This window comes from Methylobacterium sp. 2A, assembly GCF_009806555.1.
Classification (GTDB): Bacteria; Pseudomonadota; Alphaproteobacteria; order Rhizobiales; family Beijerinckiaceae; genus Methylobacterium.
Window position 1 is genome coordinate 184,834 of the sequence record NZ_VUOK01000021.1, and the last position, 21,838, is coordinate 206,671.

General features: G+C 68.3%; 26 protein-coding genes. 8 read left to right on the forward strand and 18 right to left on the reverse strand.

Annotation, left to right across the window (positions count from 1 at the left end):
* The first annotated feature begins 19 nt into the window (after nucleotides 1-19).
* Nucleotides 20-1,540 carry an undecaprenyl-phosphate glucose phosphotransferase gene (locus FVE89_RS11855; protein ID WP_160534149.1) on the forward strand — a complete coding sequence of 507 codons (1,521 nt, stop codon included), beginning with the start codon at nucleotides 20-22 and terminating at the stop codon, nucleotides 1,538-1,540.
* 20 nt (nucleotides 1,541-1,560) lie between these two features.
* Here the strand turns inward: FVE89_RS11855 and FVE89_RS11860 are convergent, their stop codons facing one another.
* The 11 genes from FVE89_RS11860 to FVE89_RS11910 all read right to left on the reverse strand — a co-directional run bounded on the left by FVE89_RS11860 (nucleotide 1,561) and on the right by FVE89_RS11910 (nucleotide 11,333).
* On the reverse strand, nucleotides 1,561-1,914 hold the full coding sequence (locus tag FVE89_RS11860; RefSeq protein ID WP_160534150.1) for a hypothetical protein: 354 nt from the start codon (nucleotides 1,912-1,914) through the stop codon (nucleotides 1,561-1,563).
* 197 nt (nucleotides 1,915-2,111) lie between these two features.
* Nucleotides 2,112-4,682, reverse strand: a complete 2,571-nt coding sequence (locus FVE89_RS11865) for a TonB-dependent receptor (protein WP_160534151.1) — start codon at nucleotides 4,680-4,682, stop codon at nucleotides 2,112-2,114.
* Nucleotides 4,683-4,938: 256 nt separating this feature from the next.
* Nucleotides 4,939-5,577: a hypothetical protein gene (locus FVE89_RS11870; RefSeq protein WP_160534152.1), complete on the reverse strand. Its 639-nt coding sequence runs from the start codon at nucleotides 5,575-5,577 to the stop codon at nucleotides 4,939-4,941.
* Nucleotides 5,578-5,591: 14 nt separating this feature from the next.
* A complete protein-coding gene (locus FVE89_RS11875; protein ID WP_160534153.1) occupies nucleotides 5,592-6,485 on the reverse strand; it encodes an ABC transporter permease in 894 nt (297 codons plus the stop codon).
* A gap of 43 nt (nucleotides 6,486-6,528) precedes the next feature.
* Complete coding sequence (locus tag FVE89_RS11880; RefSeq protein ID WP_160534154.1) at nucleotides 6,529-7,272, reverse strand: ABC transporter ATP-binding protein; 744 nt, start codon at nucleotides 7,270-7,272, stop codon at nucleotides 6,529-6,531.
* Entirely contained in the window at nucleotides 7,269-7,481 is a 213-nt protein-coding gene (locus FVE89_RS11885) for a hypothetical protein (RefSeq protein WP_160534396.1), read from the reverse strand. The genes FVE89_RS11880 and FVE89_RS11885 overlap by 4 nt, the downstream gene beginning before the upstream one ends.
* A gap of 92 nt (nucleotides 7,482-7,573) precedes the next feature.
* Nucleotides 7,574-7,999 carry a hypothetical protein gene (locus FVE89_RS11890; protein WP_202130769.1) on the reverse strand — a complete coding sequence of 142 codons (426 nt, stop codon included), beginning with the start codon at nucleotides 7,997-7,999 and terminating at the stop codon, nucleotides 7,574-7,576.
* 65 nt (nucleotides 8,000-8,064) lie between these two features.
* Nucleotides 8,065-9,048 (reverse strand): YVTN family beta-propeller repeat protein, encoded by a 984-nt coding sequence (locus FVE89_RS11895; protein WP_160534156.1) that lies wholly within the window; start codon nucleotides 9,046-9,048, stop codon nucleotides 8,065-8,067.
* 133 nt (nucleotides 9,049-9,181) lie between these two features.
* Nucleotides 9,182-9,640: a hypothetical protein gene (locus tag FVE89_RS11900; RefSeq protein WP_160534157.1), complete on the reverse strand. Its 459-nt coding sequence runs from the start codon at nucleotides 9,638-9,640 to the stop codon at nucleotides 9,182-9,184.
* Nucleotides 9,640-9,966 carry a hypothetical protein gene (locus tag FVE89_RS11905; RefSeq protein WP_160534158.1) on the reverse strand — a complete coding sequence of 109 codons (327 nt, stop codon included), beginning with the start codon at nucleotides 9,964-9,966 and terminating at the stop codon, nucleotides 9,640-9,642. Before FVE89_RS11905 ends, FVE89_RS11900 begins: the two co-directional genes overlap by 1 nt.
* Nucleotides 9,967-10,097: 131 nt before the next feature.
* On the reverse strand, nucleotides 10,098-11,333 hold the full coding sequence (locus FVE89_RS11910) for an ABC transporter substrate-binding protein (protein ID WP_160534159.1): 1,236 nt from the start codon (nucleotides 11,331-11,333) through the stop codon (nucleotides 10,098-10,100).
* 211 nt (nucleotides 11,334-11,544) lie between these two features.
* On the opposite strand from FVE89_RS11910, the gene FVE89_RS11915 reads away from it, so the two are divergent.
* Genes FVE89_RS11915 through FVE89_RS11945 form a run of 7 tightly spaced genes read left to right on the forward strand, consistent with a single transcriptional unit; the run spans nucleotide 11,545 to nucleotide 17,029 of the window.
* A complete protein-coding gene (locus tag FVE89_RS11915; RefSeq protein WP_160534160.1) occupies nucleotides 11,545-12,072 on the forward strand; it encodes a DUF3280 domain-containing protein in 528 nt (175 codons plus the stop codon).
* Nucleotides 12,073-12,099: 27 nt separating this feature from the next.
* A complete protein-coding gene (locus FVE89_RS11920) occupies nucleotides 12,100-12,801 on the forward strand; it encodes a (5-formylfuran-3-yl)methyl phosphate synthase (RefSeq protein WP_160534161.1) in 702 nt (233 codons plus the stop codon).
* On the forward strand, nucleotides 12,798-13,373 hold the full coding sequence (locus tag FVE89_RS11925) for a uridylate kinase (RefSeq protein ID WP_160534162.1): 576 nt from the start codon (nucleotides 12,798-12,800) through the stop codon (nucleotides 13,371-13,373). The genes FVE89_RS11920 and FVE89_RS11925 overlap by 4 nt, the downstream gene beginning before the upstream one ends.
* The gene (locus FVE89_RS11930) at nucleotides 13,370-14,932 is read left to right on the forward strand and encodes a DUF6513 domain-containing protein (protein WP_160534163.1); all 1,563 of its coding nucleotides are present in this window, start codon (nucleotides 13,370-13,372) and stop codon (nucleotides 14,930-14,932) included. The genes FVE89_RS11925 and FVE89_RS11930 overlap by 4 nt, the downstream gene beginning before the upstream one ends.
* 4 nt (nucleotides 14,933-14,936) lie before the next feature.
* On the forward strand, nucleotides 14,937-15,527 hold the full coding sequence (locus FVE89_RS11935) for a DUF447 domain-containing protein (protein ID WP_160534164.1): 591 nt from the start codon (nucleotides 14,937-14,939) through the stop codon (nucleotides 15,525-15,527).
* Nucleotides 15,528-15,548: 21 nt separating this feature from the next.
* Complete coding sequence (locus FVE89_RS11940) at nucleotides 15,549-16,082, forward strand: SRPBCC family protein (RefSeq protein WP_160534165.1); 534 nt, start codon at nucleotides 15,549-15,551, stop codon at nucleotides 16,080-16,082.
* Nucleotides 16,079-17,029, forward strand: a complete 951-nt coding sequence (locus FVE89_RS11945; RefSeq protein ID WP_160534166.1) for a YncE family protein — start codon at nucleotides 16,079-16,081, stop codon at nucleotides 17,027-17,029. The genes FVE89_RS11940 and FVE89_RS11945 overlap by 4 nt, the downstream gene beginning before the upstream one ends.
* Nucleotides 17,030-17,052: 23 nt before the next feature.
* Here the strand turns inward: FVE89_RS11945 and FVE89_RS11950 are convergent, their stop codons facing one another.
* The 7 genes from FVE89_RS11950 to FVE89_RS11980 all read right to left on the reverse strand — a co-directional run bounded on the left by FVE89_RS11950 (nucleotide 17,053) and on the right by FVE89_RS11980 (nucleotide 21,814).
* On the reverse strand, nucleotides 17,053-17,253 hold the full coding sequence (locus FVE89_RS11950) for a hypothetical protein (protein WP_160534167.1): 201 nt from the start codon (nucleotides 17,251-17,253) through the stop codon (nucleotides 17,053-17,055).
* Nucleotides 17,254-17,326: 73 nt separating this feature from the next.
* Nucleotides 17,327-18,511: an alpha/beta hydrolase gene (locus FVE89_RS11955; protein WP_160534168.1), complete on the reverse strand. Its 1,185-nt coding sequence runs from the start codon at nucleotides 18,509-18,511 to the stop codon at nucleotides 17,327-17,329.
* Nucleotides 18,512-18,845: 334 nt separating this feature from the next.
* Nucleotides 18,846-19,058, reverse strand: coding sequence for a hypothetical protein (locus FVE89_RS11960; protein WP_160534169.1), 213 nt, complete (start codon nucleotides 19,056-19,058; stop codon nucleotides 18,846-18,848).
* A gap of 76 nt (nucleotides 19,059-19,134) precedes the next feature.
* A complete protein-coding gene (locus tag FVE89_RS11965; protein ID WP_160534397.1) occupies nucleotides 19,135-19,590 on the reverse strand; it encodes a response regulator in 456 nt (151 codons plus the stop codon).
* Between the two features lie 205 nt (nucleotides 19,591-19,795).
* A complete protein-coding gene (locus FVE89_RS11970) occupies nucleotides 19,796-20,680 on the reverse strand; it encodes a dienelactone hydrolase family protein (RefSeq protein ID WP_160534170.1) in 885 nt (294 codons plus the stop codon).
* 116 nt (nucleotides 20,681-20,796) lie between these two features.
* Nucleotides 20,797-21,201, reverse strand: coding sequence for a hypothetical protein (locus FVE89_RS11975; protein WP_160534171.1), 405 nt, complete (start codon nucleotides 21,199-21,201; stop codon nucleotides 20,797-20,799).
* A 118-nt stretch (nucleotides 21,202-21,319) separates the two neighbouring features.
* Nucleotides 21,320-21,814 (reverse strand): DUF192 domain-containing protein, encoded by a 495-nt coding sequence (locus FVE89_RS11980; RefSeq protein WP_160534172.1) that lies wholly within the window; start codon nucleotides 21,812-21,814, stop codon nucleotides 21,320-21,322.
* Nucleotides 21,815-21,838: the final 24 nt, after the last annotated feature.

Sequence of the window (21,838 nt, forward strand, 5' to 3'; positions counted from 1 at the left end):
TGCGGAAGAGGGCAGTTCGATGAGTGCGTTCGACATCCGCGATCTTCTGGAGGCCGCCGGTCCTCCTGAGACGCCCCCCGTGCCGCGCACCGATTCTCCGACGCCGCTGGCCGAGACGGCCGTCCCCGGCGGGACCGCGATTTCCCCGATCGTGGTGGCGGGGCTGGTCCGGGCGCTGGAATGTGCCCTGATCTTCGGCCTCGGCGCGCTGTTGCACCTGATCATGCTGCATGGCCGGGTGGCGTTCGGCGTGACCTATGCCGGGGCGATCGGCCTGATCGCGCTGATCACGGTCGCCCTGATCCAGACGGCGGGCTGCTACCGGATCACCGCATTCCGCGCGTTCTTCAAGAGTGCGATCCGCCTCAGCACCGCCTGGTCGCTGACCTTCCTGATGGTGGCGGCCGGCTTGGTGCTCGCCAAGGTGGCCGACCATTATTCGCGCCTGTGGCTGGCGACCTTCTATGGGACCGGGCTCGGGGCGCTGCTGATCGGGCGCTTCATCCTCTTCCGGGTGATCGAGGCGCAGACCCGCGCCGGCCGGTTCGATCGCCGCACCGCGATCGTGGGCGGCGGCAAACCCGCGGAGGATCTGATCGCCGCCCTCGAGGCGCAGAGCGATAGCGGGATCCGCATCGTCGGGGTCTTCGATGACCGCAACACCGACCGCTCGTCGGACGTGGTGGCGGGTCATCCCAAGCTCGGCAATGTCGACGACCTCGTGGATTATGCCCGGCACGCGCGGCTCGACCTCATCGTCTTCACCATCCCCATCACGGCCGAAGCGCGCATCCTGCAGATGCTGGCCAAGCTCTGGGTCCTGCCGATCGACATCCGGCTGTCCGCCCACGCCGCCAAGCTGCGCCTGCGGCCGCGCAGCTACTCCTATCTCGGCGCGGTGCCGGTGCTCGACGTGTTCGACAAGCCGATCGCCGATTGGGATGTCGTGGTGAAGGCGCTCTTCGACCGCTGCGTCGGCCTGATGCTGCTGCTCGCCCTGTCGCCCGTCATGCTGGCCGTGGCGCTCGCCGTGCGGCTGACCTCGCGCGGGCCGGTGCTGTTCCGCCAGAAGCGGCACGGCTTCAACAACGAGCTGATCGAGGTCTTCAAGTTCCGCTCGATGTATGTCGATCAATGCGACGCGGGCGCGGCCAGGATGGTGACCCGTGGCGACCCGCGGGTGACGCCGGTGGGCCGCTTCATCCGCAAGACCTCGCTCGACGAGCTGCCGCAGCTCTTCAACGTTCTGAAGGGCGATCTCTCCCTCGTCGGCCCGCGGCCGCACGCGCTGCAGGCGAAGGCCGCGAACACCCTGTACGACCAAGTGGTCGATGGCTATTTCGCCCGCCACAAGGTCAAGCCCGGCATCACCGGCTGGGCGCAGGTCAATGGCTGGCGCGGCGAGACCGACACGTCCGAGAAGCTGCAGCGGCGCGTCGAACACGACCTGTACTACATTGAGAACTGGTCGGTTGTCCTCGATCTGCAGATCCTGGCGACGACGCCTTTCGCGCTGCTCAAGACCGAGAACGCCTACTGATCGGGGCCGCGCGTCAAGCCTTACGGCAGGGCGCCGGCCTTCTCCTTGGCCTTCATGATCGTGTCGCGGCAGCCCTGGGCGTCGCCGGCCTTGTCCTGCTCACCGGCCTTCGCAACGAGCTTCTTGGCCTCCTCGACACCGGCGGCGGTCGGCTTCACGCTGGCATCCGACTTGGTGAGGGCCGGCGGCTTGTCGAGGGCCTTCGGTGAATCCGACGAGGTCACGCCACCGGGCGGCGTCTTGCCCGTCACCGCAGCCGCGCCGGCGCTGTCGAGCCGCCGCTGCAGGGTGCTGACCTCATCGGCGCACGGCGTTGCGAGGGCAGGCGTGGCTGCGGCGAGGGTGAGGGCTGCGACGGCGAAACGGAACATCATCAGGATCGGTCTCCAAGACAGCGTGGCTCGTCCGGCGCGCGAACCCGACGGGGGCGCGAGAGCGATTCACCGAGGAGACTCCGGGGGCACAGGCGCGTTCCCGAGACAGGAGGCCGCACACCCGCCTTCAAACGCGAACGGGCGCCCCACGCGGCCGCAAAAGCCGCGGGAGGCGCCCGCCGGTCTCGCCTATGGCATCAGTACTTGCGGATGACCGGCTCCGGCGCCATCGGCACGGGATCGGCACCGAACCGGTAGGTCAAACCGGCATAGACGGAGAGCGGCTGCGCCAGGGTCGTGGTCCGCGGATCGTTGATCGACAGGTTGCCCGCGATCGCGCCGGGCTCGGCGAAGGTGCCGAATGTGGCGTAGCGGTTGTTGGTCAGGTTGGTGATCAGCCCGAAGATCTCCAGGTTCTTGGTCACTTGGTATTTCGTCGTGAGGTTCATCACGTAATAGGCCGGCAGCTTGCGGTTCAGGTTCGACTCGTCGCCGCGGAAGTAGGAGGACGAGAAGGCCGAGACGTTCAGGCCGAAGCGCCAGTCCGGGGTGATGTTGTATTCGAACCCGGCCTTGATCTGATGATCCGGAATCAGCGGGACCTTGTTGCCCTTGCGGACCTGGATGGCCCCGTCATCCGCAAAGGGGTTGTTGGGCGACGACAGCGTCTGATTGAACTGGAAAGTGGCGTCGATCAGCGCGTAGTTGGCGTAGACCAGCAATTCGGGGCTGACGACGTATTCGGCGCTCACCTCGATGCCCTGGCGCCGGGTCGAGGGTACGTTGACGTAGTAGGCGCGGGCCGCGTTGCCGGCGACCGCGATCTGGATGATGTCGTTGGTCAGATCGGTGCGGAACACGCCGGCCTTGTAGGTCAGGGCGCCGCCGGAGAGGAAGCTCGGGATCACGCCGCGGAAGCCGACCTCGTAGGTCTGGCCGGTGACCTGCTTGAGCGGCGGGTCGGCGACCAGGGAGTTCGGCAGCAGGCACGGCCGGTCCGGGTTGGCGCAGGCGAGTTCGAGCGGTGTCGGGGCACGGTTCGATTCCGAGTAGCTGCCGTAGAGGTTGAGCGCCGGATCGAACTGGTAGGTCAGGCCCGCCAGCGGGTTGACCTTGGTGTATTCGTGCGAGCCCGTCACGTCCGGCGAGAACCCGGTCTGATCGACCGAGCGGATATGCGCGTGGTTGAGCCGGAAGCCGGCGGTGAGCGAGAGCCGGTCGGTCACGTCGAGCGTGTCGGTGGCGTAGAGGCCGAGATACAGGTTCGAGCCCTGGACCGAACTCGGGGCGATGCCGAGGGCGCCCAGGGTGCGGATATAGGGCGTGCCGAGGCCAGGAATGTTGCCGTAATACGGATTGCTGGGATCGGTCGTGATCAGCAGGTTCGGGTTGATCACACCCAGGGTGCTCGACGACTTGAACGAGTAGTCGGCCGCATCGACGCTGCCGCCGATGAGGAAGGTATTGGGCAGGCCGAAGATCCGGTCGCGGTTGGCCGCCTGCAGCGAGCCGCCATAGCCCTGCGACTCCGTCTGGGTGGAGTCGATGGTTCCGTAGGGAATGTTGCGCGAGAACGGGATGCGCTGGTTCTGCTGGCCGAGCAGCAGGAACTGGTTGCGGAACGCGTTCTGCGATTGGCCGGCGGACGGGCTGAAGCCGTCATCCTGATAGCAGAGGAAGCCGCGGAAGCTCGACCGCGAGCTGCACTGCTCGAAATTGCCGTCGTTGCCGTCGACGTAGCGCTCGCTGAAGCGGCGGAAATAGGCGTTGCCGGCGAGATCCCAGGTCGGCGAGATGTCGACCCGGCCGGTGAGCTGGAGCGTGCCGACCTGCGTGGTCTGCGTCTGCGGGTAGGTGAAGATCGCCCGCGGATCGACGTGAGTGAAGTCCACCGGCGTCGCGGCCGCCGCGCCGTAGAAGCTGCGCGCGGCCAGCCCGATCAGGTGGAACTCCGAATCCTGCGAGCGATAGCCGAGATCCGCGTAGAGCCGGCCGATCGTGCTCGGGTTCTGGTAGCGCCAGCCGCGGTCGTTCAAACCGTCGCCGGTGAAGTAGAAGCTCCAGTTGTCGGAGACCTTGCCGTATTCGAGGTAGCCGGCCGTGCGTGCATCCGAGCCGCCCCAGGCCGAGATCTCGGTGCCCTGCCAGGTGAAGCCGTTCTTCATCTGGATGTTGACCGCGCCGCCGATGGCGTTGAGGCCGAAGACGGGATTGCCGGTGACCACGTCGATGCGCTGGACCGCCTGCGGCGGGATCAGGTCGAAATTGACGACGTCGCCGAACGCCTCGTTGATGCGGATGCCGTTCTGGTAGACGGCCAAGCCCTGCGGCACGCCCTGCACGGGCGAGGCGGTGAAGCCGCGATAGTTGAGGTCGACGCGGTTGCCGTTGCCCTGCGAGTCGCTGATGTTCACGCCCGGCGTCGAGCGCGCGAAGGTCGCGATGATGTTGTCGGTGCCGCGGTCGACGTCGATCTGGCGGGGCGTGACGGTCTCGACCGTGCTGGGGATCTTGTTGAGCGGCTGCTCGGAGCCGCGCAGGCGCACGGTGCCGGGGGCCACGGGCAGGGTCGGGGCGACCTGGGCGGCGCGGTCGAGGTTCAGGGCACCGCTCGAATTACCGCCGCCGGCCCCGACCGGCGATGTCGAAACGACGCTGATCTCGCCCAAGGTAACCGATTGCTGGGCCTGTACTGCGCCCGGAGCGACCGAGATCGCCAAGACTGAAGCAGACGCGAGCAAGCCGCTCCGAAGCGCCCGACGTGACATCGCGATTCCCCTGCCTTGAGACCTGTTCCCGGTTGTCCCGGGCTTGGCAATACTCATGGCGGGTGGAGTTAAAGTTCACAATCGTGCTTGGCGGTTCGCCGCGGATTTTGAGTTCGCTTTCAACGCCTGGACGGCCGATCGCTCCGGCACGTGGCACCCTCGCAACAGTTTTGCGTTCAGACTCAAAGACTTGTGGATGATTAGGCAAGGTGTGCCGGGATTATCCGGCAAGGCCAGGGTGGCCGCGGCACGCCTCTCAGAGGCGGGTCTGAATCATCCGCGCAATCTCGCCGAGCCGCTGCTCGAGGAGCTGCGGAACCTCACAGACATAGGTGAGGGACTGGCTGCGCTCCTGGAAGATGCGACGGTCCCAGGCGAACTTCGTCTCAAGATCCGACTGGTCCTTCGGCAGCTCGGTCGCGTCGGTCGCGCTCGGCGCATCCTTGGTCTGGCTGATCTTGTCGGCCTCGTCGCGGATCCGCTCCGCCATGCGACGCTGGCCCTGGGCATAGCGCGCGATGCCGCCCACGACTTTGTCGCGCTCGCCGTTGATCACCTCGAAGACGCCCGCATAGACCCGGGTCAGGGCCTTGTCCTTGGCGTCCCTCTCGGTGCCGAATTTGCCGGCGAAGTCATCCAGCAATGGGCCGACCTGCGACAGGTCGGTGCGCCGGGAGGCGATCTTCTGTGCCAGCACGGCGGCGTCGTTGTCGCTGCCCCAATCGCCGGCCGCCGCGATATCCGGGCCGGTCCAGAACTGGCCGGGGCTCAGCGTCGCCACCTTGCGCTGGACGCAGGGCCAGTCCGGATCGGTCTTCGGCTGCGCCAGGACCGGTCCGGCCAGGAGGGTCAGCCCGAGGGTGGGAACGAAGAGACGGCGCATGAGATGGTTCATCGAAACGGACTCCATCAGGGGGTCTCGCCGGCCGGGCCACCGCGCCGGGCCATGATGCCGCGGCCGGGATCGTAGGCGATGACCGCCATGCCGAAGAAGGCGAGCGTCACGCCGACCACGACGGCGCAGGCTACGGGCTCGAACTGGACGTAGAGGGCGTAGCGGACGAGCTGCACCGCGTGGCTGAACGGGTTGAGCTCGCAGATCCAGTAGAGGGTCTCGGAGGATTCCCGGATCCGCCACAGGGGGTAGAGCGCCGAGGACGCGAAGAACATCGGGAAGATCACGAAGTTCATCACGCTGGCGAAGTTCTCAAGCTGGCGCACCAGCGAGGACAGGAACAGGCCGATCGCCCCGAGCATCAGACCCGAGGCCAGGAAGGCCGGCAGCGCCGTCAGGTAGCCGAGCGGCGGGATGTCGGTCTCCCAGAAATAGGCGACCGCCAGGAACGCGTAGGCCTGAACGATCGACACCGCGACGCCCGCGATCAGCTTGGCCAGCAGCAGCAGCCAGCGCGGATAGGGCGAGGTCAGCAGCACCTTCATGGAGCCGACCTCGCGGTCGTAGACCATCGAGAGCGACGATTGCATGCCGTTGAACAGCTGGATCATCACGGCGAGGCCGGGCACCACGTAGACCTCGTAGAGCACGTAGGTCTGGTAGGGCGGCTCGATCGAGACGCCGAGCGTGTTGCGGAACCCCGCCGCGAAGATGAACAGCCAGACCAGCGGCCGGACGAGGGCCGAGAAGAACCGCTCCTTCTGATTGAAGAAGCGCAGCAATTCGCGCCGGACGATGCCGCCGAGGCAGATCAGGTAGCCGACCGCGTCGAGGCGGCCGATCCGGGCCGGCGCGGTGCGGGTGGGCACTGGCGCGACCGGCGTGGAGACATGCGTCGGCGCCGTCATGGATGCTGCCCTCGATCCTGCGATGCGCCGCCCATCCGCATGCTCATGCGGCCGCCCTCCCCGGCTCCGACACGATGCGCCGGAACGCGTCGGCGAGCGCCTCGCCGGGCGCGCCGATATCGCCGGCCCGGCCCCGGGCCACGATCCGGCCGCGATGCAGCACGATCGCGTCGTCCTCGGGCGAGATCTCCTCGAAGATGTGGGTCGCCCAGAGCACCGACAGGCCCTCCTCGCGCACCAGCGCCCGCACGATCGCCACGATGTCGGCGCGCGATTCGAGATCGAGGCCCACCGTCGGCTCGTCGAGGAGCAGCAGATCCGGCCGATGGATCAGCGAGCGGGCGATCTCGATGCGGCGCGACTGGCCGCCTGACAGCGTCCGCACCTTGTCGTGCCGCCTGTCGGCGAGCCCGACCCGGTCGAGGAGCAGGCCGACCCGCTCCTTCCCGGCGCCGCGGGCGATGCCGTGCAGGCTCGCGTGGTAGAGGAGATTCTGCTCGACGGTGAGATCGGTGTCGAGGGTGCGCGCCTGGAACACCACGCCGAGCCGAGCGAGCGCCCGAGACGACTCGCGATCGAGCGCATGGCCAAAGATCGAGACCCGGCCGGTCTGGTTGTTGTAGAGGCGGGTAATCACGGAGAAGAGCGTGGTCTTGCCGGCGCCGTTCGGCCCGAGCAGCGCCGCGAAGCGCCCGATTCCCACGTCGAGCGACACGTCCTCGAGGGCCGCCCGGGCGCCGAACCGGTGGCCGACATGCTCGACCCGGAGCGCCGCCTCGGCGCTCATCGGCCCAGCACCTTCCGGGCGTCGGCGACCGCGTCGAGGCACTCGTCGAACTCGCCCTCCTTCTGTTCCCGCTCGGCGACCCGCAGGGCCTTGCGGAGCTTGGGCAACGCGGATTCATGCGGGTTCAGCGCCAGAGCGTCGCGGATCATCGTGATGCCCTCGGCGCAGGAGGAAGCGTCGCCGGCGGCGAGGGCCGGGGCCGCTGACAGAAGACCCGCCGCGAAGGCCGCGGCTGCCCTTCCCCCGCAGAGGGGGGAGGGAGACGCGGCGGCAGCGCGCGTGATGCCGAGAAAACGTCCCATCACTTCACCGTCAGCGTGCCAGTCATGCCCTTGGACTCCAGGCCATGCGCCGCCCAGGTGTAGGTGCCCGGCTTGATCGCCACGAACTCGATCGCGATCTCGCCGGGATCATCGAACTCCAGATGATCGGGCGGGCCGCCGCCGTGGATCTCCTTGTGCTCGATCACGATCTGATTGAACCAGATGTACCGGAAGAACTCAGGGGCATAGAACTTGTACTCCTGATGCCCCTTGGCGACGATGCGCAGCCGGTAGGCCTTGCCGGATTCGAGCGTGATGTCCTTGTTCTCGACCGTGAAATCGTTGCCCTGATCGTCGCCGAGGACGAGGTCCGGCAAATTCTCCCGCTTCTTGGTCAGGTCCAGTGCCAAGGCCGGACCGGCCGCGAGCAGCCCCACGCAGGCCAGCGCCGCCAATCGAAACATCCGCATCGTGTCGCTTCCCACCCTGTGCCGCCGGTCGAGCGGATTGGATTGCTTCAGGCTCCGGATCAGTTCGGCGCGATCGCCACGCCCCAGGGCAGCAGGCCGACCGGGATGCTCTTGATCACCTTCTCGGAGGCCACGTCGATCACCGAGACGTCGTTGGAGGTGCCGTTCGTGGTGAACAGCTGCTTCTGATCCGGCGTGAAGGCCAGCTGCCAGACGCGCTGGCCGACGGGCAGGTACTTCTCGACCGCGTAGGTCTTGGCATCGATCACCGCGACGCGGTTGGCGGGACCCAACGCCACGAAGGCCTTGGTCCCGTCCCTGGTGATCCGGATGCCCACGGGCTGGATCGCCTCGTCGTTCACGCTCGGGATCTTGAAGGTGATCTTCTTGATGACCCGGCGCTGGGCCACGTCGATCACGCTCACCGTGCCGCCGACCTCCGCGGACACCCAGAGGAACTTGCCGTCGGCCGTGAACTCGGCGAAGCGCGGCCGCGCATCCACCAGCACATTGTCGATGACCTGGAAGGTCTTGGTGTCGATGAAATGGGCCATGTTGGTCGTCTCGGAGGTGTTGACCAGGATCTTCCCGTCCGGCGACAGGCCCATCCCCTCCGGCTCGACCCCGACCGGCACCTCGGCCAGGACCTTGTTCTTCTCGATGTCGATGATGGTGACTTGGCTGTCGTCCTCGTTGGCGACGTAGAGCGGGTTGCCCGAGGCATCCAGGATGAACTGCTCCGGATCCGGCCCTGAGCGGAGCGAGCGGACCACCTTGCCGGAACTCGTGTCGAGCACGTCGATCCGGTCGTCGTCACTGGCGCAGACGAACAGTTCCTTGCCGTCCTTGGACAGGGTCACGCCGCGGGGGCGGCGGCCCACCTTCCAGGTCGCGGTCACCGCCATGGTGGTGGTGTCGATGACGCTGACCGAATTGCCCTTCTCGTTGGTGACGTAGGCGGTGAAGGCGGCGGCCGGCCCGCACAGGGCGACCCACGTACCGAGGGCGACAACGCTCAGTCCTGCCTCGATCCGGCGGCTCATCCAATCTCCTCCCTCGGTGCCCTGTTCGGTGCTCCCGCACATGCACCTTAGTGCGGATTCCTCACGGAGCGAGGGGATGCGGCATTCGGAGCCGACCCTGGAGTTCCGCGTAAGACCGTTTGTGTGCGGACAATTACTCGGACTGTCTCAGTTCCGTAAAGTGCAACACGCCGTTCGAGCGCTCGATTGCGGCGGCGTGAAGGTTGCCGTCTCCGGTGATAAGCACCCTATCCGCGCCAAGACAGGTCAGTATCGCAGCATCGTTGAAGCCAAGCCACAGGTAGGCAGGGTCCGAAACGGCACTCACCGCGGCCGGCTGCAACTCCTGGGCGCTCATGACGAACAATTTGAAAAACGTGGATATCTCAGACTTGATCGGGTCAGCAATCTGACGAAGTAAGTTGGCCGTCTCGGATAGAATCTGTGCAGTTGTCATAAGTCCGGCTGAGACAGCCACGTGCCGCAACAGAATATCATAGTCGCTTTCCGAAAACTGTCTGCTGTTTTTGTGTAAGCGGATGTATCGTCGATTTGTTCCGCCAACGATAAATAGAACGAGTAAATTCATGTCGAGGAGGGCGTATTTCGCCATCACATTTCGGGGGTGCGATTTTTCATCGCGACGACCTCGCCCGTCCGTTCATCGACCGTGATGGTTTTGAAAGTTCGGCGCATGACCACCGCGCCGCTCAGCACTGTGACTGCGTTGCGAGTCGCGTCCCAAGGTCGCGAGAAGCCGAGCGTGATGTTCCAGTATCCGGGTTGGTGCTCGACCTCTTCCAGACCGACGTTCGTGATGCTTTCACCGGACATTGTCGCATGCAGCCATGCCTTGGCGCGTTCAACGGCCTCGTTGAGGTTGATCACTGCGCTGCCCTCTTCCTGGTGGGCCGGCGCATCCTGAAACGAAGCACTCATCGGGTTTCTCGTTGATCGAAGCAGCTGTGTTGCGATCTCACCGACCGAACGAGATGTGTGGCGCGGAGGCAGTCAACGTCAACGGGCTCCCCACCCGTTGCAAGCACCGAACCGCTTCGACGCGCTGTTACTCACTTGAACTTGCAGGTGGTCTCCGGGAGATCCACCCCCAGCGTGTCGAGCGGCGTGCGCTGATGCAGGAAACCCTGCTCCGGCGCCACCGAGACCAGAGCCTTCGGCTGGACCACGATGATCGCCTGCCGGAGCTGGTGATCCCAGGGGCGGAAGCTCAGCGGCACCCCCTTGTAGGCCGGCAGGGTGAATTCCGGCTCGGACAGGAAGGGCGCAATCGCAGCGGGATCGTTGGTCTTCTTGGCGGTCACCGCCTCGCCGACCGTCCGCACCGCCGCCCAGGCCTGATAATCGAGTGGCCGCATCAGCCGCCCGGCGAGCCGGCGGAACCGGTTCTGCGCCTGCGCGGCGCCCCAGGTTTCGAGGACGGGGGACCATGTCGTCGGGGTCAGCGCCTGCGTCCCGCCGACCGGACGGGGATCCACCGTGCGATAGGGGACGTAATCGCCCCAGTCGCCCTCCTCGTCGGCCACGATCGCCATGTCGTAGTCGAGGCCCCGGGTGAAGACCATCGCCTCAGCCCGGGTCGGGGTATCGCCCCGCGCCTTGGCCAGAGGCCCGAAGGTCCAGGGTTTTTCCGCCGTGATCTTGAGCGCGAACTTGCGGGCCGAGTTGCGCACCGCGTCCGCATAGGCCTTGTCGCCATCGGTCGGGCCGACGATCAGGAAGATCTTCCGCCAGCGCATGACCGTGAGATATTGCGCCAGAGCGTCGGTGAGCATCGCCCGGGAGGGCAGGATGTGGAACACGTTGGCCCGGCAATCGGCGCCGCGCAGCCGGTCATCCGGGGCGCCGGCATTCAGCACGACGGCGCCCGTATCCTTCACCGCGTCCGAGACCGCCAGCACGGCGTCGGCGGGCAGCGCCAGGACGAGGTAGCGGATGCCCTTCCCCACGAGTTCCCTGGCGGCGGCGACCGGATCCGGCTTGTCGCCGGTCAGCGCCACGTCATCGAGGGTGTAGGTCTGCTTCGTGAAGCGGCCCGTCGTGTTGTTGTCGGCGATGCCCATCCTGGCGCCCGCCAAGCCCTCGTCCTCGGGCGCCGCCTCGGCGTCGTACGAGGACGGGGCGGGCTGCGGCCGGTAGATCAGGCCGATAGGCGTGTCGATCGGCCCCGGTGCCGGCTGCTGCGCCCAGGCGGCAGGCGGCATCAGCGCCAGCAGGGCGAGGCCGGCCCGAAGCCAGCGCCGCCGTGCCGGGCGACGGACGCGTATCTCGGCTGCCGGATGGTGCATAGGCACGGCCTCTACCAGTTTCCGTCCCGACCGCTCTAGTGCGGCTTGTCGTTGCGCCGTTCACGTCCCGACGACCGCGTGACCGACCGTGCGGAGGCCCCTCGTGGAGCAGGCCGGCCGGGAAGTACATTGCCAAAGTGTCCCGTCGCCCGACCTATGGCCGGATCGAGGCCGCCCGAAGCGGCCGGAGCGTCGAGAGGAACGCCCGCCCATGCGCCATCAGCCCCTCCGAGCGGCGACCCTCTGCGGTCTTCTCGCCCTCGGCGCCATCCTGCCCGCCGTCGCGCGGGCCGCCGGGACGGTCGCGGTGTTCCCGGTGGAACTGTTCGAACCCGGCGCCTCCTACGGGGCGCGGGCGCGGCCGGCCGACACGAAGAAGCTGACGCTGATAACCGATGAGCTGCGCAAGGCGCTGCACGATCAGGCCGGGCTGGAGATCGTCGACACCGCGCCGAAGGCCGACGCGGTGGCGAAGGAGGGTCCGCTCTACAAATGCAACGGCTGCGCGGCGGACATCGGCAAGAGCCTGGGTGCGGACCTCGTCGCGACCGGTTATGTGGAGAAGGGATCGGGCCAGATCTTCAACCTGAACGTCACCATCGCCGAGGCCGGGACCGGCAAGGTGGTGCGCGGCGGGCAGGTCACGATCCGGGCCGACACCGACGACACCTGGGCGCACGCCATGCGCTGGGTGGTGAAGAACCGCCTGCTCGCCGAGCCGCTGCCCGGGAAGTCCTGAGATCTTCGTCAACGCCCTGAGTCATCCGTGTCCGCGTCCAACGCCCATCTCAGCCCCCTGCCCCGCCTGCTCGTCAGCATCCGCGATCCGGCGGAAGCCGAGGCCGCACGGCTCGCGGGCGCCGACCTGATCGACGCCAAGGATCCCGAGCACGGGGCCCTGGGCGCCCTCGATCCGGACCGGGTGCGCGAGATCGTGGCCCGCGTGGCCGGCGGGGCGGTCACCAGCGCGGTGGCCGATCCGGCGCCGGCCGCGATCGCCGCCATGGCGGCCACCGGCGTCGATTGGGTGAAGACCGGCCTCGACGCGGGCCGCCGGCGCGAGACCGCCGCCTTGGCGGGTCTGGCCGTGGCGGCGCCCGGACGCCTGATCGCCGTCCTGTTCGCCGAGGATGGTCCCGCGGCCGCGCTGGTTCCGGCCCTGGCCCAGGCCGGCTTCGCGGGCGCGATGATCGACACGGCCGGCAAGAATGGCGCGCGCCTGCCCGATCTCGCGCCGCCCGGCGATCTCGCGGCCTTCACGCAGGCCTGCCGCGCCCACGGCCTGATGAGCGGCCTCGCGGGGTCATTGCGCGTCATCGACATCGCGCCGCTCGCCGAACACGGGCCGGACTATCTCGGCTTCCGGGGCGGCCTGTGCCGCGACTTCGACCGCCGCAACGGCATCGATCCCCTGCGGATCGCCGAGGCCCTGCGGGCGCTCCGCCCCAATCAGCGGGATGCCGCGTGATCTCGGTCATCAAGATCGGCGGCAGCCTGGAGGCGGATCCGCATCGCCGCCGCGCGCTGCTGGCCGAGATCGCCGACGGCGCCTTCGGACGCTGCATCGTGGTGCCGGGCGGCGGGACCTTCGCGGGTCTCGTGCGGGCCGCGCAGGTGCGGGAGGGATTCGACGACGCCGAGGCGCATCGCCGGGCGCTCGACGCCATGAGCGACGCCGCCGGCATCTTCCGCGGGATCGAGCCGCGCCTCGTGCAGACCCTGGAACCCTGGGCCGAGGCCGTCTCTGCCACGGCGCGCGTCTGGAACCCGCGCCCACTGCGCGCTGGGCATCGGGACATCCCCGAGACCTGGGACGTGACCTCCGATAGCCTCGCCCTCTGGCTCGCCGGGCGGGTCGCCGCCAGGCGCTGCGTGCTGGTGAAATCCGTCGACGCGCCGCCGGGGCAGGATGCCGCCGCCCTCTCCGCGAGCGGGCTCGTGGACGCCGCCTTCCCGGCCTTCGCGGGCCGCTACGGCGGCCCGATCGAGATCTGGGGGCCGAGCCGCCGGGTCGTCGTCGCGCCGCGGGATGCCGCGTGAGCGCGCCGGAGCACATCGTCTTCGTCACGGGCCGCCTCGCCCGGGCGCGGCTGGAGAAGGTCGCGGCCGGCTTGCCCGAAACCTTCCGCTGGAGCATCGCGGATGCCGGCGTGAAGGTCGCCGCCCTGATGACCGAGGAGATCATCCGCCGCCGGGTCGAGCTGCCCGCAGGCGCGACCCGGGTGATCCTGCCGGGCCGCTGCCGGGCGGACCCGGAGCACCTCGCCGCCCATTTCGGCGTGCCGGTGGAGCGCGGGCCCGACGAGGTGGTCGATCTCCCGGCTTGGCTCGGGCTCTCGGCCCGGAAGGTCGATCTCTCCCGCCACGACCTGCGGATCTTCTCCGAGATCGTCGATGCCTCGAAGATGAGCGTCGCCGAGATCCTGGCCAAGGGGCAGGACCTCGCCCGGAGGGGCGCCGACGTGATCGACCTCGGCGGTCTGCCCGACACGCCGTTCCCGCACCTGGAGGACTCCGTGCGCGCGCTGAAGGGCGCCGGGCTCAAGGTCAGCGTCGATTCCTTCTCCCGCGAGGAGCTGGCCCGGGGCGCCGGAGCCGGGGCCGACTTCCTGCTGAGCCTCAACGAGGACACCCTCGATCTCGCCTTCGAGACCGACGCGGTGCCCGTGCTGGTGCCGACGCGCCCCGACGACCTGCCCTCCCTCGACCGGGCGATCGAGCGGATGCGCGAGGCCGGGCGCCCGTTCCTCGCCGATCCGATCCTGGAGCCGATCCACCACGGCTTCGTGGATTCAATTGCCCGCTACCGCGACACCCGCGCCCGCTGGCCCGACATCGCCATGATGATGGGCACCGGCAACCTCACCGAACTCACGGAGGCGGATTCGCTCGGCGTCACCGCCCTCCTCGTCGGCATGTGCTCGGAGCTGGCAATCCGGAACGTGCTGATCGTGCAGGTCTCGAACCACACCCGCCGCACCGTCGAGGAGCACGACGCGGCCCGGCGGGTGATGTACGCCGCCAAGGCGGATTCGGCCCTGCCCAAGGGCTACGGCCGGGCGCTGCTGGCGCTTCACGACAAGCGGCCCTTCGTGCAGACCTCCGAGGAGATCGCCCAGGCCGCCGCGGAGGTGCGCGATCCAAATTACCGGATCGCCGTCGCGGAGGATGGCATTCACGTCTACAACCGCCACATCCACAGGGTCGGCACCGACGCGATGGCGTTCTTCCCCGAACTCGACGTCGCCAGCGACGGCGCCCACGCCTTCTATCTCGGCGCGGAGCTCGCCAAGGCCGAAACCGCGTGGCGGCTCGGCAAGCGCTACGTGCAGGATGAGCCCCTGGATTGGGGCTGCGCCGCCGACGCCGAGGTCGAGGACGCGACCGCATTCAAGAAGGCCGGCCGCACGCGCCATTCCGGCTCCGACGCGCCGCCGCCGGGCACCCGGGATGCGCGGCTGGTGAAGCCGGAGGCCGACGCCGCGCCGCCGGAGACTATCCCTGAGGAGGCGGCCCGCGCCGAGGCTTCGCCAGAGCGCCCGCAGGGGCCGAAAACGAAGCTGGTCTGCGGCCGGCTGGTGCCGGTGGACCAAGCGTGAGCCGATGCCGCTGATCCTGGAAACCATCGTCACGACGCTCTCCCCCGCGGGCGAGCTGCACCTCGTGCCCTTCGGGCTGATCGGCGAGGAGGACGGCTACGTGCTGGCGCCGTTCCGGCCTTCGCCGACCATTGCTAATCTGGAGGCGAATCCCTGCTTCGCGGCCTCCAGCCCCCGCGACATCCGGGTGATCGCCGGGGCGGTCACCGGGCGGCGTGAATGGCCGACCTTGGCCTGCGATGCGATCGCAGGCCGGCGCCTCGCCGACAGCTTCGGCCACGCCGAGTTCGAAGTCGCATCGATCGAGGATCACGAGAGCCGCCCGCGCTTCCGTGGCCGCATGGTCCACAGCGAAGCCCACGCGCCCTTCATCGGCTATAACCGCGCGCAGGCAGCGGTCTTGGAGGCCGCTATTCTTTCGACCCGGCTCCACATGCTGGAACCCGAGAAGGTGTTGACGGAGATGGCCTACCTCGCCATCGCCGTGGGCAAGACCGCCGGACCCCGCGAGCGCGAGGCCTGGGGCTGGATCGAGGACAAGGTCGCGGCGGCCCTCGGCCCCGAGGCGCGGATCCTCGGTCGCGACGACCGCTGAGGGCGGGAGGAGAAGGACACGATGAAGAAAATCACCCTGGCCTTGGCGGCCACCGCGGCGCTCGTCGCCGCGACGGCGCAGGCCCATGGTCCGACCCGGCGCAAGATCCAGGAGTCGATCGAGATCAACGCGCCGGCCGACAAGGTCTGGGCGGTGGTCGGCGATGTGAAGAACGCCGATTGGATGCAGAACGTCACCAAGACCGAGCTGAACGGCGATCCGGCCGGCAAGTTCAAGCGGGTGCTGACGCTCAAGAACGGCGATCAGATCCAGGAGACCAGCAACAAGTACAAGCCCGAGGACAAGCTGTTCTCGTACTACATCGACAAGGTCGACGTGAAGGATCTGCCGGCCAACGATTATTCGGCGACGATCACGGTCGAGCCCGAGGGCGACGCCAAGTCGAAGGTCGAGTGGAAGGCCGCCTTCTACCGCGGCTACATGAACAATGATCCGCCACCCGAGCTCAACGATGAGGCCTCCGAGAAGGGCGTCGGCGACTGGATCAAGGCGAGCCTCGCCAACCTGAAGGCCAAGGTCGAGAAGGGCTCGTGACGTTCGGCCGGGCGGCGCTCGCCGCCGCCCTCGCGCTCGTCGGAAGCGTTGCCCGCGCCGAGCCGGCGCGGGAGGCGATCGTCACCGCGCAGCTCGGCGGCGCGGTCGAGGTGGTGGATCTTGCCGCCGGCAAGGTCGTGCGCCGGATCCCCGTCGACGGGGCGCCGGCCGGGATCGCCCTCTCGGCGGATCGCAGGCGCGCCTACGTGACCCGTCCCGAGGGCCATGGCGTCGCGGTCCTGGATCTCGACGCCGGCAAGGTCCTGTCCGAGGTGCCGCTGCCCGGCGGCCCGCTCGGCATCGCGGCCGACCCGCGGGGGGGCCGGGTCTACGTCGCCGACTGGTACGGGCACCGCCTGTTCGTCCTCGACGAGCGCGGCGGAACCCTGGTTCCGGACGGCGAGATCGCGGTCGGGGCCTCGCCCTCGGGGATCGCAGTCAGCCCCGACGGGGCGACGCTCTACGTCGCCAACCGGGAGGCCAATACGGTCTCGGTCGTGGACGCGGTGGCGCGCCGCGAGACCGCGACCATACCGGTGGGCCAACACCCGTTCGGCATCACCCTCGACGCGCCGGCCGGCCGCGCCTACACGGCCAACGTCACCGGCGACGACGTCTCGGTGATCGATCTCGCGGCGGGCCGCGAGATCGGGCGGGTCCCGACAGGCCGGCGGCCCTACGTGATCGCGCTCAGCCGAGGGCGCGGCTTCGTCACCGATCAATACGCCGGCAGCGTCACGGTCTTCGATCTCGGAACGCTCAAGCCGATCACCGACATCGATGTCGGCGATCACCCGGAGGGCATCGGCGCCGACGCGGACGGCCGCCTGTACGTCGCCAACTGGGGCGACAACACCCTGAGCGTCCTCGACGCGGCCACGCTCAAGGTGATCGGAACCCTAGCGACCGGTGACGGACCGCGCTCGTTCGGGGCCTTCCTGCGCTGAAGGTCCTGACAGCCGAGCCGCCCTCACAGGGACTCGCGATGCGGCCCCCGCCGGTAGGCGATACGGGCGGCGACCAGCGCGCCGCCCAGCTGCAGGAGGCCGGTCTCCCCCAGGTCAGAGGGTCCGAGATGGGCCTGAATCAGGACGCGCGTGAACGCGTTCAGGGCGAGCAGGGCCAAGCAGAAAGCCGCTGCGGCCAGCAGGCTGGCGACGAACTCGGGCATGGATGCGCTCCCGTTTCGAACGGGAGCATCGTAGCAAGCCATGCGCCAAGGCCAAGCTGCGCGGCCGGAGGTCTCAGCGCCCCCGCGACGGCGCAGCCGGTCTGGCCTCGGCAGCCGGCTTGGCCTGTGCCGCCGGCGCCGGGCGCGGCGTCTCGACGGCGAGCCGCTTCACCGGCCAACCATCGCTCCAGCGCTCCATATCGGCGAGCCGCGGGTTGTTCTTGAGCACCGTCGCGTCCGAGCCCGCGAAGGCCGCGGCGGCCGCGAGGTCGAAGGTCTTCCAGAAGCCGAGGTAATCCAGCGCATCCACCCGGGCGACGTTGACCTGGGACACCAACGTCTGCTGCTCGCCCGTAAGCGCCATGTCGGGCGACCAGCGGAACGGTGGCGGCCTCGGCGTGTCCTTCGGCGCATCCTTGGGCTCAGGCGCCGGCTTGATGGCGCCACCATCGTAGGCCGTATCGACCCCCGCCGGCGCCGCCAGCGTTGCGGTGAGCGCCGGAAAACCGTGATCGTCCGAGAGGATCCGCACGAACAATTTGCGATCCACCGGCACGGAACTCGCTTCACGCAACAGGCGCTTTGCGGCGAAATCCGCAGCCCGCGTATCCTTGTCGCCCACCATGGTCACGATGATGGTTGCGGGGTCGATCGCGGAGAGGTCGCCGAGCGCGATGCCCCGCGATTTCGCTCCGCTGGCGATGCCGCCGGGCGTCACCGCGAAGACGAGTTTCGGTACGGGCAAGCCCCGGGCCTTCGCGTCCGCCGCGAGATCCATGGCCATGGGCGCACCGGCCAGATGGCCGATCATCGCGACGCGGCCGAGATCGGGCTTGGCTTCGCTATCCGCGGCGAGATCCGCCAGGGCGGCCTTGACGAGCGATTCAGCGTTGGCCGGCGCATCGGCGGGACGCGTCCGGTTCACCTCCTGAAAGCGCGGCAGGATGACGAGCCAGCCCTGGCGAGCCAGGTGATCGATCCAGGCCCCGTAGCTCTGGGGATTCACGATGCCCCAGCCATGCAGGAACACGGCGACCGGCCGACCGGCCTCGGGAGCGGGTCCTGCCGTGTAGAAGGCGTAGGTGCCCGTGGCGCCGCGTCCGAGGAGGCGTTTGACCACGGTAGCCTTGCGATCTCCGACGCCCCCCGCGCCGTCGGCCGGTTGAGGTGGCGGCGTCGCCGCCTCGGCCGACAGCGTTCCGGCCAGGATCATGATCGCGGCCGCGGCGAGCGACGCACGAATAGCGGGAAGACGCATGAAGGGCTCGATTGAGAAACGCCTACGCCGGCAGGGTTGCTGCCGCTGAATAGCAGATTCTCACGCCTTGGCGACCCGGTCCGGCCGATACAGCCGCTGTGCAAAGGACGCTGGGCGGGGCCGACGAGACCGAACTGGACATTGTTCACATTCGACACGTGACCGCGCGTAAACTTTTTCTACGCTGTTCGAAGATCTGTATCTCTACAGACAATCCCGCGCGTCTGGCCGATTTCGATCGGCCCGTTTTCGAGACATTTGGGGGTGTCCCGCCTTTGCAGACCGGACTCGCCAGTGACCCGACTGCGCGGGACGCGGCTCCCGTCTCCGGAACTCAGGCGGTCCGATCATGCCCGGCCGCGTGCGCAGGGTCGAGCCGGCGCGCCAGCGCCGTCAGCGCGTGAGGCAGAGCGTCGTCAGCCTCGCCGTAGACGTTGCGCAGCTCGTCGCGCAGGGAGTCGAGGACAATCACTTCGGCAGCTTCGGACGTGTCCGACGTCCCGGGACGGCGCAAGGAATCCGCGTGATTGGCCGCGACGATCTTCATGACGACGCCTGCAATCCCTTGTTGTGCGAGAAGCCCGGCGCCGCGCTCCGGGTGTGGCTTCAACGACGCCGATGCTTCAAGTTTCCAGGCCCGGGCTGATAATTTTGCCACCGGGGCCGATGATCGACGGACCGGTGCTGCCCGACGGACGACCCGCCGCCTGCTCGACCCAGGCCAGGATATCCTCGGCGCGCCAGGGCTTTGGAATGAAGGTCGCGGATACTCTCAGGTCGCTCGGCTGGTCGCCTGCATCGCCGGATGTCAGGAGCACGCGCACCCGCGGCCAAGTCACACCGATGATCCGCGCCAGCTCGAAGCCTCCGATCGGACCGGGTGTGCGCACGTCCGAGAAGACGACGCTCACCTCGTCCGCCCGATCGTTGAGGATGGCGAGCGCGCGGTCCGCCGTTTCAGCCTCGATCACGGTGAAGCCGGTATCCTCCAAGAGCGTAGCCGCGAGGAAACGCTCGTCGGGCTGGTCCTCCACGACGAGGATGACGGGCTTCTGGCCGGTCTGTACCGAATCGCTCATGGGCCAGGACACTCTACAGGGGCTGAACGGCGGCCGCCGCAATCGGTTCAACGCATTCTCGCGGCGGTGGGCCGGACCCGCGCAGGCACGGAGCCTCCTGTGATCCTTGCATAATAAAGAAGTTGTGTTTGTGTCCTGAGTAACACAGCCTTCCAGGAACGCCCGGATACGGCCCCAGGACCGTCTCCGGGATCGAAGAAGCGCGTCACCCGACGCCGTGCGCCTTCAGGAAGGCGAGTGCGCGCGCCCATCCGTCTTCCGCCGCCGCCTGGCGGTAGCTGGGGCGGTAATCCGCGTGGAAGCCGTGCGGCGCGTCGGGATAGATCACCAGTTCGACGGTTCTCCCCGCTGCCTTCGCACGGTCCCGCGCTTCCTCCACGGAGGCGACGGGGATGCCCGTATCGGATCCGCCGTAGAGCCCGAGCAGCGGCGCGTTGATCTCAGCGGCGACGTCGCCGGCCGTGCGCGGCTGGATGTCCGTGCGATCGCCGCCCACCGGCCCATACCAGGCTACGGCCGCCTTCAGGTCGCGACGGTGCGCCGCGTAGAGCCACACGTCGCGTCCACCCCGGCACCATCCCATGGCCGCCAGCCGCTGGCCGTCGCCTTTGGCGGCCGAGGCGGCCCAGGCTGCCGTCGCGTCGAGGTCGCTGATCCACTGCGCGTCCGGCGTCTTCGAAATGATGTCGCGGATGATGATCTTCGGATCGGTCATCGTCGTGAGATCGCCCTGCCGGGCATACAGCTCGGGTGCGACCGCGCAGTATCCGGCTTTGGCGAGGCGGCGGCAAATATCCTTGATGTAATCGTGGACGCCGAAAATCTCCTCGATCACCAGCACGATCGGGAACGGGCCCGTCCCCTCCGGAACCGCGCGATAGGCCGGCATGGGTCCGTCCGCCGCCGGGATCTTCACCTCACCCGCCTCGATGCCGGCGGTATCGGTGTGGATGACCTGCGCCTCGACACGGGTGGTCGCGAGCGTCAGGCCGCTCATCAGGCTGGTCATGACAAAGCCGCGCCGCGACAGCGGCGGATTTATCAGCCCCTCAAGCCCCGCGATGCTGCCGACCGCGCCCTGCTCCGCCATGCTGGTACCTCCCTGATCCCTCTGGGAAGGGGTACCGTGTTTGGCGGCGATCGTCTCCCCGCAGGAGGCCGGCGCGTCCTATTGCCCGACCGCCCCCGGCTGAGCCGCCTGCGGCATCACGCGCCTGCGGCGGTGAGCGTGCGGATCGCGGGTCGGGCCGTAACCCGGATCGATGCCGGCACCTCCCGCGGCTGCAGCATGTCGGCCAGCGTCACGAAGGTTTCCGCCGCCGGCGAGACCACCGCACGGATCCCGTAGCCGAGGGCGAACGAGCGGATCAGCTCCGCATCGCGGGGAATGCCGAATCGGTCGAGGGCTGCCAGGAACGCCTCGCGGAACAGGCTCGGCCGGCACCAGCGCTTCTCGGCCATCTGAAGGGGCCAGTCCCAGAGACCCTCGGCGCGCCGGGCCGCGAGGGCGTCGCGCGCGATGAAGTATCCCGTATCCCTGTGCTCGATCCCGTCCGCCTGGACGGACCAATCGTCATTGCCGAACAGCTCGGCCTCGGCCACGTCGCTCATCGGGTCCTCCGCGCCGTCCCGGCATTCCGAAGCATCGGAACATTGCCGGAACACTGGCGCGGATCACGGCGTCGGTCAAGGTACTTGTTCCCGGTGCGTTCGCTTTGTGCCCGCCGCGTCAACGTCCGCGGAACATGCCGTGCTCGACCCGGTCGCCGGGCTGGATCCCGAGCTTGGCCGCCGTGCCGGCATTGAGTTCCAGCACCGCGAGAACCGGGCTGCCCGAGGGGATGATCGCCGTGGACAGAGGCTCCGTATCGGCGGCGATGCGGCTGACGGTGCCGTCGGGCCGGATGAAGACCATGTCGAGGGGGAGATAGGTGTTCTTCATCCACATGGTGACGGGCTCGTCCCGCTCGAAATCGAACAGCATGCCGTGATCGGCCGCCATGTGCCGGCGGAACATCAGACCGCGGGACCGCCCGGCATCGTCGCGCATGACCTCGACGGCGAAGCGCTTCGGCCCCGACTTCGTGACGATCGTCAGCGGCTCCGTCTTCGCGGTCGCGGCCTCGGCCGGCGCCTGAGCGTAGGCCGTCGAAACCGGATGGGCTGAACTCAGGCCGAGGCTGACGACGGCCGCGGCCGCCGCGAAGCGGGACAGGATTCTCACAGGCTGAAGCCTCTCGTGGGTCGA